Origin of the sequence: Streptomyces sp. NPDC007095, assembly GCF_040634475.1 — a bacterium.
GTDB lineage: Bacteria > Actinomycetota > Actinomycetes > Streptomycetales > Streptomycetaceae > Streptomyces.
Window position 1 is genome coordinate 26333 of the sequence record NZ_JBEYFS010000123.1, and the last position, 9086, is coordinate 35418.

Consider the following 9086-nt stretch of genomic DNA (forward strand, 5'->3'; position numbering starts at 1 on the left):
CATGGCGCGACTCGCCCAGACCGCCGGTCTCACCGACGTCCAGCAGGAGATCCTCTCCACCGTCCGCGACTTTGTGGACAAGGAGATCATCCCGGTCGCCACCGAGCTGGAGCACCGCGACGAGTACCCCCAGCAGATCGTCGACGGCCTCAAGGAGTTGGGCCTGTTCGGCCTGATGATCCCCGAGGAGTACGGGGGCCTGGGCGAGTCCCTCCTCACCTACGCGCTCTGCGTCGAGGAGATCGCCCGCGGCTGGATGTCGGTCTCCGGCATCATCAACACGCACTTCATCGTGGCGTACATGCTCAAGCAGCACGGCACGCAGGAGCAGAAGGACCACTTCCTGCCCCGGATGGCGCTGGGCGAGGTGCGCGGCGCGTTCTCGATGTCGGAGCCGGGTCTCGGCTCGGACGTCTCCGCGATCACCTCGAAGGCGGTCAGGGACGGCGACGAGTACGTCCTGAACGGGCAGAAGATGTGGCTGACGAACGGCGGCTCGTCGAACCTGGTGGCCGTGCTCGTGCGAAGTGACGAAGGACACCCCGAGGGCACCGCGCCCCACAAGTCGATGACGACCTTCCTGGTCGAGAAGGAGCCCGGCTTCGGAGAGGTCCGCCCCGGCCTCACCATTCCCGGGAAGATCGACAAGATGGGCTACAAGGGCGTCGACACGACCGAGCTCATCATGGACGGACTGCGCGTTCCGGCCAATCGGGTACTTGGCGGCACCACGGGCCGAGGGTTTTACCAAATGATGGACGGAGTCGAGGTCGGTCGCGTCAACGTGGCGGCACGTGGCTGCGGCGTCGCACAGCGTGCGTTTGAGCTGGGTGTCTCCTATGCCCAGCAGCGTCACACTTTCGGCAAGCCGATCGCGCAGCACCAGGCCATCCAGTTCAAGCTGGCCGAGATGGCCACCAAGGTCGAAGCGGCCCATGCAATGATGGTGAACGCGGCCCGCAAAAAGGACTCCGGTGAACGAAACGACCTCGAGGCAGGGATGGCGAAGTACCTCGCCTCCGAATACTGCAAGGAAGTGGTCGAGGACGCTTTCCGGATCCACGGCGGCTACGGTTTCTCCAAGGAGTACGAGATCGAGCGTCTCTACCGTGAGGCGCCGATGCTGCTGATCGGCGAAGGTACCGCCGAAATCCAGAAAATGATCATCGGGCGCCGACTGCTCGAAGAGTATCGACTCCAGGGTTAAGCAGGGCCGGATGCCCCAGTTCGGGGTGTTTTCTTCGAGAAGAAGATCACACCCCGTCAACACTCTTCGGCCGCCGACTCGGCTTCCTGGCTTGCCCAGTTGTGGCCCGCGACCGGTACGATCCCGGGAAAGCCGCCGTCCCCCGTTCCAGCGCGGCATCATCCGCTACGAAGGTCATCCATGCCCCACAGCCAAACCTCTGCACCTCGCGGCCGGGTCCGCCTCGCGCGCGGAGCATCGCCGTGGCTTCTCCCGACCGTTGCCACCGCAGCACTCAGCCTGGCCAAGGCGCGCCGCTCCGGCGCCGCCAAAGCCGTGGCCGTACCCGCCACCGCGCTCGCGGCGGGCATGCTGTGGTTCTTCCGCGACCCCGAGCGCGAGATCGCCCCGGGCCGGGTCATCTCGCCCGCCGACGGTGTGGTGCAGAGCATCATGCCGTGGAAGGACGGACGCACCCGCGTCGCGATCTTCATGAGCCCTCTGAACGTCCACGTCAACCGCGCACCGCTCTCCGGCACGGTGACCTCGGTCGAGCACATCCCCGGAGGGTTCGTTCCGGCGTTCAACAAGGAGAGCGAGAACAACGAACGCGTCGTCTGGCATTTCGACACCGAACTCGGTGACATCGAGATGATCCAGATCGCCGGCGCGGTCGCCCGCCGTATCGTTCCTTATATCCCGCAGGGTACGAAGGTCGAGCAGGGCGACCGGATCGGTCTCATCCGCTTCGGCTCGCGCGTCGACATCTACCTCCCCGAGGGTGTCGAGGTCGATGTGGAAGTCGGTCAGAAGACCGTGGCTGGGGTGACTCGAATTGACCGTGATTGATCCTGAGACTCAGGCCGGCTGGGTGCCGGAGGCCGACGAGGTGGACGACGAGGAGGAGATGCCCCTCTCTCTCCGCCTCTCAATAGCGGACACCCTCACCCTCGGCAACGCCACGTGCGGCTTCATGGCGGTGTACTTCACCACCACGGGCATTCTGATCCCGCACCTCACCGGCAGCCAGGAGTCGGGCATGGGGCGCCACAGCGCCGCCACGGCCGTCATCCTGATGCTCTGCGCCGCGGTCTTCGACCTCTTCGACGGCCTCGTCGCCCGCAAGCTGCGCTCCTCCCCCATGGGCGCGGAACTGGACAACCTGTCGGACCTGATCAGCTTCGGTCTGGCGCCCGCGTACTTCGTCCTCGTCTACGGCATGGTCGCGGACGACGCGCACCAGAGAGTGGCGGCGCTCGGCGCGATCGTGGTGTTGCTCGCGGTCGTCCTCCGTCTCGCCCGCTTCTCCTGCGTCACGGTGAAGGACGGCACGTTCCAGGGCATGCCGTCGCCGTTCGGAGCGCTGACGGTGGTCTCCATCGTGCTTCTGGAGCTTCCCTTCGCGGCGACGCTGATGGCGATCCTGGGCACCGCGTGGCTGATGGTGAGCCGGGTGGAGTACCCGAAGCCGCGGGGGCGCCTCGCGGTGGCGATGCTCTCCTGGATCGTCCTGTCCATGGGTCTGCTGGCGGCGTGGGCCTTCGACGCCCCCAGCGGTCAGCTCCTGCTCCAGACCGGCTGTGCGCTGCAGCTCGTCATGGGGGCGGTGATTCCGCTGTTCGCGACGGCTCGGCGAGTGAACAACTTCCGGGACAACCGGCGTGAGGCGCGCGCGGCGCAGCTGCCGTAGCTTTTCCTCGTACACGGCCGAAGGGGCCCGAACCGGACAACCGGTTCGGGCCCCTTCGTCGTACTCCGGGACAGGTCGGGCCAGATAGTACCCAGGACGGGTCGTACCCAAGCACGGGTCGTACCCAGGTCAGGTCAGGTCAGGAAGTCACGGGCGATGTTCTGGGCCACCGTCTCCAGGATCGGCCCCGCGTCGGAGATGCACCGCGCGACGTCGGGCTCGACCTCCGTGAGGGGGTACGCGCGCCGGATGCCGGCCCTGCCGAGCGCCTCCGGCCGCAGTGCCAGGCGCCCGCACACCGCGACGACCTCCTTGCCCGCGGCACGGGCGGCCGCGGCCACCCCCGCCGGAGCCTTGCCGTGGAGGGTCTGTTCGTCGAGGGACCCTTCCCCGGTGATCACCAGGGTGGCCCTCTCCAGCGCGGGCGCGAAGCCGAGGACGTCGAGCATCACCTCGATACCGGGACGGAACCGGGCGCCCAGGACCAGCGCACCGTAGCCGATGCCGCCCGCGGCCCCCGCCCCCGGCGCCGCGGCGTACTCCGTGGCCCTGGACCCGATCGACTTCTCCAGAACCGCGGCGAAGTGCCCGAGGGCCGCGTCCAGGATCTCCACGTCGTCGGGGCTCGCCCCCTTCTGGGGGCCGTACACGGCGGGCGCGCCCTTCGGCCCGGTGAGCGGATTGTCCACGTCGCTGGCGAGGACGAAGTCCACGGAGGCCAGACGGGGGTCCAGGCCGGACAGATCCGCGGTCGCCACATCACTCAGCGCCGCACCGCCGGGAGCCACCGGCTCCCCCTCCGCGTCCACGAACCGCGCCCCGAGCGCGGACAGCATCCCCGCTCCGCCGTCCGTCGTCGCGCTCCCGCCCACGCCGAACACGATCGTCCGGGCCCCGGCGTCCAGCGCGGCCCGCAGGAGCTCCCCGGACCCGTACGTCGACGACGTCAGCGGCGCGAACACTCCGGCGGGCAGCCGCTGCAGTCCGCTCGCCTCCGCCATCTCGACCACCGCGGTGTCGCCACGCAGCGCGAAGGCGGCGGTGAGCTCGTTGCCCAGCGGGCCGGCGACCCGCACCTCCCGCCGTTCGAACCCGGCCGCGACCGCCGCGTCCACGGTCCCGTCGCCGCCGTCGGCCACAGGCAGCGCCTCGACCTCGACACCCGGCACGACGCGGCGCAGCCCGGCCATGACGCGCTCCGCGACCTGCACGGCGGTCAGCGACCCCTTGAACTTGTCCGCGGCGATCAGCACACGCGGAACACGCCCGGTGCCCGCACGTGTCGTCTTCACAGCAGAGTCCGCCACCTTGCATTCCCCTTGCTTTCCGGCCTCGCACATGTCAAGGCAGTCGCGCCGCTGCGACCTTAACCGGCGGACGCCCCCGCCGTCATGCACCGACCGGACCGTGGAACACCGCACGCTCATGCCCGGAATCGGGTAAACCGGAGCTATGACCGTTCCTAGAGACTGAGTGGGAGTGAGTCCTGTTGCCAGATCTCGGGCTCAGCCGCGTGTCCCGACCGGTGTTGGGCACGCTGGTCTCCCGCATCCGCGCCGTGTCCGGGCCCGGCGCATCGTGTGCGCGGTCCGGGAACACGGGGACGGGTTCCCTCATGCCCGAGGATGCCCGGTCCGGCCTGGACTGTCCGATGCCCCAGTCGATCGCTCCGGTCGTGTGGGGGCGGTGCCGTCCGTCGCCGGATCGGGTGCCCTTGGGCGCGCCTGCCGATCGCGATGCTCGCGGCATCGTGTCGGCTGGTCATCCGGGTGGTGCTGGTCCTGGGACGCTGCCAGTACTGGGCGCCCCACTTGGATGTGTATGCGGGATCGACTGCGATGACCGCGATGCCGGTGGCTTCGGCCATCGACGTCAGGCGGGCACGAAGCCGGCCGGTGGGCAGGCCGGAGATCACCTGCCGGAACTTCTTCTCACGGCCGTGCTTCTCCCTCGTCTTCTCGGCGGTGAAGTCCAGGTCCTCAATGGCGATGGCTTGCACGCGGCAGGTCCTGGCCCAGTTCAGCAGGCGGGTCAGGGCATGGCGGACCTGGGCGTCACGTTGATCCGCGCGGCCGGCCAGGCCGTAAGAGAAGCGGCGTGGACTGCCAACGGGATTGCCGTGCCGTTCGAGCCGCCAGGCGGCAAGGTGATCGGCATTGATGTCCACCCCGATCACTCCGTGCGCGAGGGCTGTGCCCAGAGGGACCGCCGGGGCGGGCGCGTACTGCCAGCAGGCCGTCAGATACCAGCGGCCCCGCCCGACGTCATAGTGGATTCGGTACGCAACAGCCCTGTCGGCCTCGACCCGGTCGGCCCACTGCGGGCCCCGGTGCGGAAACGTGCCCCGGGCAGAGAGCACATACCGACCATGCCTGGCGTCGGCCGGCCCCACCAGCGGGGCCGGAAGCTTGATGCTGATCTCGCCGTCCGGGCTGACGCGGATGGTGTCGATCCCGTACCGCTTCCAGGACTCCCCATCAGCGGCCAGGAGCCAACGCTCCGCTTCCCACCGCTCCCGCCATCTGGCCTCGGTGAACTCGGCGTCGGCCAGGTGGTGCCGGGCGTTCGCCAGTCGTTTGCCACCACGCACCACGCGCACCCGACCAGCCTGCCGGTCCCCCACCACCACCGCGTATCTGGCTTCCGACACCGTCAGCCGACGCGTCTTGGCATGCCACTCCCGCACACAACGGTGAGATCCCTCGAGGCGAGCGAGCCCAGATGCGCGCCGCCCAACCGCAGCACCCTCCCGTCCTCGGGCGTCAGATGCTTCAGCCGGTCGCGCACCGCCACGCCCGACGGCCCCGGAGCGACGAACGGCGTGGTGGGCGCCCGCAGACCCGAAACCGACCGCTCCACCCTCCCCAGCACCGCTTCACCCCCTCCCCAGCATCTGATCCGCTCGTCACAAAGGACGACGAGCCGCACAGAAAAGGGTCACCCGTTCTCACCTCGAACACCCCAGCACTCCGTCTGTACGACCGAGCGGGGCAAGGCGCACCCACTCGTACGCACTCATGTGCCGTAATACGCAGAAAGGCGGCAGCAGATGAATGCTCCTGTGGGCACCGAACTCGCGGACCGCGTTCTCGGGGGCTGGCTGGGCCGGATCGCGGGCAACATGCTCGGCAAGCCGGTCGAGCAGGGCGACCACTGGACGCGGGACCGCATCGACCGCTACCTGCGACAGGCCGCCGCCCTGCCGCTCACCGACTATCTTCCCGAGCCCGCCACCGACGGTGACGCCGGCGAGTTCGAGCTGCGGCCCGAGTGGCGGCAATGCGTGCGCGGCCGCATCCACGGCAGCTGCCGTGACGACGACGTCGACTACGCGATCCTGGGCCTGCACCTGCTGGAGACGCACGGCTTCGGTTTCAGCACCGAGCAGGTCGGCGACCTGTGGCTGCTGCGGCTGCCGTATCTGCAGACGTTCACGGCGGAGCGGGCCGCGTACCGCAACCTCGCCAACGGCATCAAACCACCGCTGACGGCGACGTACGACAACCCCTACCAGGAGTGGATCGGCGCCCTGATCCGCGCCGATGTCTACGGCTGGACCAGCCCGGGTGCGCCGCGCCGCGCGGCCTCCCTCGCCCGTCGGGACGCCGTGCTGTCCCACACAGGCAACGGCGTGTACGGGGCGATGTGGGCGGCGGCGCTCGTCTCGGCCGCGTTCACCGCCCCCACGGTCCGCCACGCGTTGGACACCGCACTGACCGTCATCCCCGCGAGCAGCCGCCTCGCCCGCACCGTACGACGGGTGCTCACGCTTCACGAGACCCGGATGACCTGGGAGGACACGCTCACCACGGTGTCCGAGGAGACCGCCGGGCTCGGCTGGATCCACACGATCCCGAACGCCGCCGTCCTGACGGCCGGGCTGCTCTACGGCGACGGCGACTTCACCCGGACCATCACACTGACCGTCCGCGGCGGCCTGGACACCGACTCGAACGGCGCGACGGCGGGCTCGGTGGCCGGGGTCCTGTGCGGAGCCGAGGCCATTCCCGCGCAGTGGAAGGACCCGCTGGAGGACACCGTACGCAGCGCGGTGTTCGGCTTCGACGGCGTACGGATCAGTGAGCTGGCCACGCGGACGCTCGCGCTGACGGAGACGGAGGGCGAGGCCCAGGGCGGGTCCGGTACCGGTCCCGACGCCCGGGACCTGTCCTAGGCCCTGTCCGACGGTGTCGGGGCAGCCGTCGTCCAGGACGCCCAGGACGTCGTCGGCGACCTCGAAGTCTCGTACGTAGGCTTCAGGGATGACCACTCCAGACTTCGCCACGTACATCGCGAGCCTCCCCCGTGTCCTCGCCGGTGCCGCCGCACTCTTCCGCGACGGTGACGGCCGGGTGCTGCTCGTCGAGCCGAACTACCGTGAGGGCTGGGCCCTTCCGGGTGGCACCGTCGAGTCGGACGACGGGGAGACCCCGCGCCAGGGCGCGCGCCGCGAGACCGCCGAGGAGATCGGGCTCGACATCGAACTCGGCCCGCTGCTCGCGGTCGACTGGGTGCACGGGACGGCACGGCCCCCGCTCGTCGCCTACCTGTACGACGGCGGAGTCCTCGGCGAGCGGGAACTCAAGGCGATCCGGCTGCAGGAGGAGGAACTGCTGGCGTGGCGGCTGGTGCCACGGGAGGAGCTGGCCGAGTATCTGCCGGGCGCACTCGGCCGGCGGGTCCTCGCCGCGCTGGACGTGCTGACGGAGGGCGGCGGAACCGCGGAGCTGGAGAACGGCCACCGAGTGGACTAACCGCCCGTCGGCTACGGCGAATTCGTCAACTTCACTACCTTCTCGGGGCATTGATCGGCACAATGCCCGTGTGCCGCACTACGACTACATGGAGTTCGCCCTCGACGACGGGGCCCACGTCCGGCTCGAACTCGCGGCCGCGGGGGAGGCGTCGGCGGCCCCGGCCATCGACGCCGATCTGCCGGGCGGCATTTCCGGGGTGGTCCCGGTCGGGCGTGGCGCGCGGGTCGCGTCGCTGGCGACGGACGGTCTGCGCAGTGTGCTGAGCCCGCTGGGGCCCGTACTGCAGCAGGTGCACGACGCGATCCGTGGGATACCCGATCCTCCGCACGAGATCTCCGTCGACTTCGGCATCCAGATCGGACAGGACCTGAAGATCGGCATCGTCGGGGCCAACGGCCAGGCCAGCATGACCATTTCGGCAACCTGGCAGCTGCCCCGCCGGACGGAGCCGTGACCTGGTTCGGATCGCCGGACGACCCGTCGTCCGGCGACGCCCGCGGCGCGCTGGTGCGCGTCCTGTCCAACGATCGCGGCAAAACCGCGGGGGCGGGTGTCTACCTCTCCGGCCGCAGGCTGTTGACCTGCGCGCATGTCATCAACCTGGCGCTCGGGCTGCGCAGCCTCAGCCCGCACAACCCGGGGAAGGTCACCCTCGACGTGTCCTTTCCGGTGCTGTCCGCCGCGGATCTGCACCAGGCCCGGCTGGTCGCCTGGATACCGCCGCGGTCCCCGCACCCTCGACCTGCCGGACCTGGTCCGCGAGGCCGTCGTCGTCCTCAACCACAGCCGGCCCGCGGCCGGCTGGACGCTCGACGCCGCCAGTATCCGTGGCCTGAGCTCCCGCTGCCGAGGCGTCGTCATGGTCCCCCGCGACGGCCACCTCACCATGGGCAGCACGGTCGAACTCTCCTGGCTGACCCCCGAGGCCTACAAGGCGTACCTGCGCCTCGCCGCCCTCCTGTTGGGCCCCCGCCCGATCTTCCCCTGACCCCGGCCGGCACCCCACGTACACCCCCACGAATTCCGTTCGCCGTCGCGCCCCGCGCGATCTACCCTCGGCACCATGACCAAGCCCCTCGTTGCCCTGCTCAGCGGCGCCGGTATCTCCACGGATTCCGGGATCCCCGACTACCGGGGTCCGAACGGGCTGTGGCGGCGGGATCCGGAGGCCGAGAAGCTCGTGACGTACGACTTCTACATGGGCGATCCGCAGATCCGGCGGCGGTCGTGGCAGATGCGGCGCAAGAACCGGACGCTGAAGGCGGAGCCGAACGCGGCGCACCGGGCGGTGGCCGAGCTGGAGCGGTCCGGGGTGCCGGTGCGGGTGATCACGCAGAACGTGGACGGGTTGCACCAGCTCGCCGGGATGCCGGCCCGCAAGGTGATCGAGCTGCACGGCACCGCGCGTACCGTCATATGCACCAGGTGTCACGCCAAGGGGCCGATGGAGGAC

The 9086-nt window shown here is 69.7% G+C and carries 9 protein-coding genes and 1 pseudogene; 8 read left to right on the forward strand and 2 right to left on the reverse strand.

Annotated features, from left to right (window positions below; translation table 11 throughout):
• Position 1: 1 nt before the first annotated feature.
• The 3 genes from ABZ656_RS34260 to pssA all read left to right on the forward strand — a co-directional run bounded on the left by ABZ656_RS34260 (position 2) and on the right by pssA (position 2876).
• Positions 2–1207, forward strand: a complete 1206-nt coding sequence (locus ABZ656_RS34260) for an acyl-CoA dehydrogenase family protein (protein ID WP_101401790.1) — start codon at positions 2–4, stop codon at positions 1205–1207.
• A 180-nt stretch (positions 1208–1387) separates the two neighbouring features.
• Positions 1388–2035 carry a phosphatidylserine decarboxylase gene (locus ABZ656_RS34265; protein WP_095851695.1) on the forward strand — a complete coding sequence of 216 codons (648 nt, stop codon included), beginning with the start codon at positions 1388–1390 and terminating at the stop codon, positions 2033–2035.
• A 22-nt stretch (positions 2036–2057) separates the two neighbouring features.
• Positions 2058–2876: a CDP-diacylglycerol--serine O-phosphatidyltransferase gene (gene pssA / locus ABZ656_RS34270; RefSeq protein WP_101401789.1), complete on the forward strand. Its 819-nt coding sequence runs from the start codon at positions 2058–2060 to the stop codon at positions 2874–2876.
• A 134-nt stretch (positions 2877–3010) separates the two neighbouring features.
• Here pssA and ABZ656_RS34275 read toward each other — a convergent pair whose 3' ends face one another.
• Together ABZ656_RS34275 and ABZ656_RS34280 are read right to left on the reverse strand one after the other, a co-directional pair.
• The gene (locus ABZ656_RS34275; protein ID WP_101403881.1) at positions 3011–4129 is read right to left on the reverse strand and encodes a glycerate kinase; all 1119 of its coding nucleotides are present in this window, start codon (positions 4127–4129) and stop codon (positions 3011–3013) included.
• Positions 4130–4338: 209 nt separating this feature from the next.
• Positions 4339–5744 (reverse strand): annotated as a pseudogene (locus tag ABZ656_RS34280) (IS200/IS605 family accessory protein TnpB-related protein).
• Between the two features lie 181 nt (positions 5745–5925).
• On the opposite strand from ABZ656_RS34280, the gene ABZ656_RS34285 reads away from it, so the two are divergent.
• From ABZ656_RS34285 to ABZ656_RS34305, 5 genes are all read left to right on the forward strand, one after another.
• Entirely contained in the window at positions 5926–7050 is a 1125-nt protein-coding gene (locus ABZ656_RS34285; RefSeq protein WP_360273205.1) for an ADP-ribosylglycohydrolase family protein, read from the forward strand.
• A gap of 88 nt (positions 7051–7138) precedes the next feature.
• Entirely contained in the window at positions 7139–7630 is a 492-nt protein-coding gene (locus ABZ656_RS34290) for an NUDIX hydrolase (RefSeq protein WP_360273208.1), read from the forward strand.
• Between the two features lie 70 nt (positions 7631–7700).
• The gene (locus tag ABZ656_RS34295; RefSeq protein ID WP_101401786.1) at positions 7701–8087 is read left to right on the forward strand and encodes a CU044_2847 family protein; all 387 of its coding nucleotides are present in this window, start codon (positions 7701–7703) and stop codon (positions 8085–8087) included.
• A 405-nt stretch (positions 8088–8492) separates the two neighbouring features.
• Positions 8493–8621, forward strand: a complete 129-nt coding sequence (locus ABZ656_RS34300) for a hypothetical protein (RefSeq protein ID WP_358736458.1) — start codon at positions 8493–8495, stop codon at positions 8619–8621.
• Positions 8622–8696: 75 nt separating this feature from the next.
• Positions 8697–9086 (forward strand): Sir2 family NAD-dependent protein deacetylase (locus tag ABZ656_RS34305; RefSeq protein ID WP_360273212.1); only part of this gene is annotated, 390 nt, incomplete at its 3' end.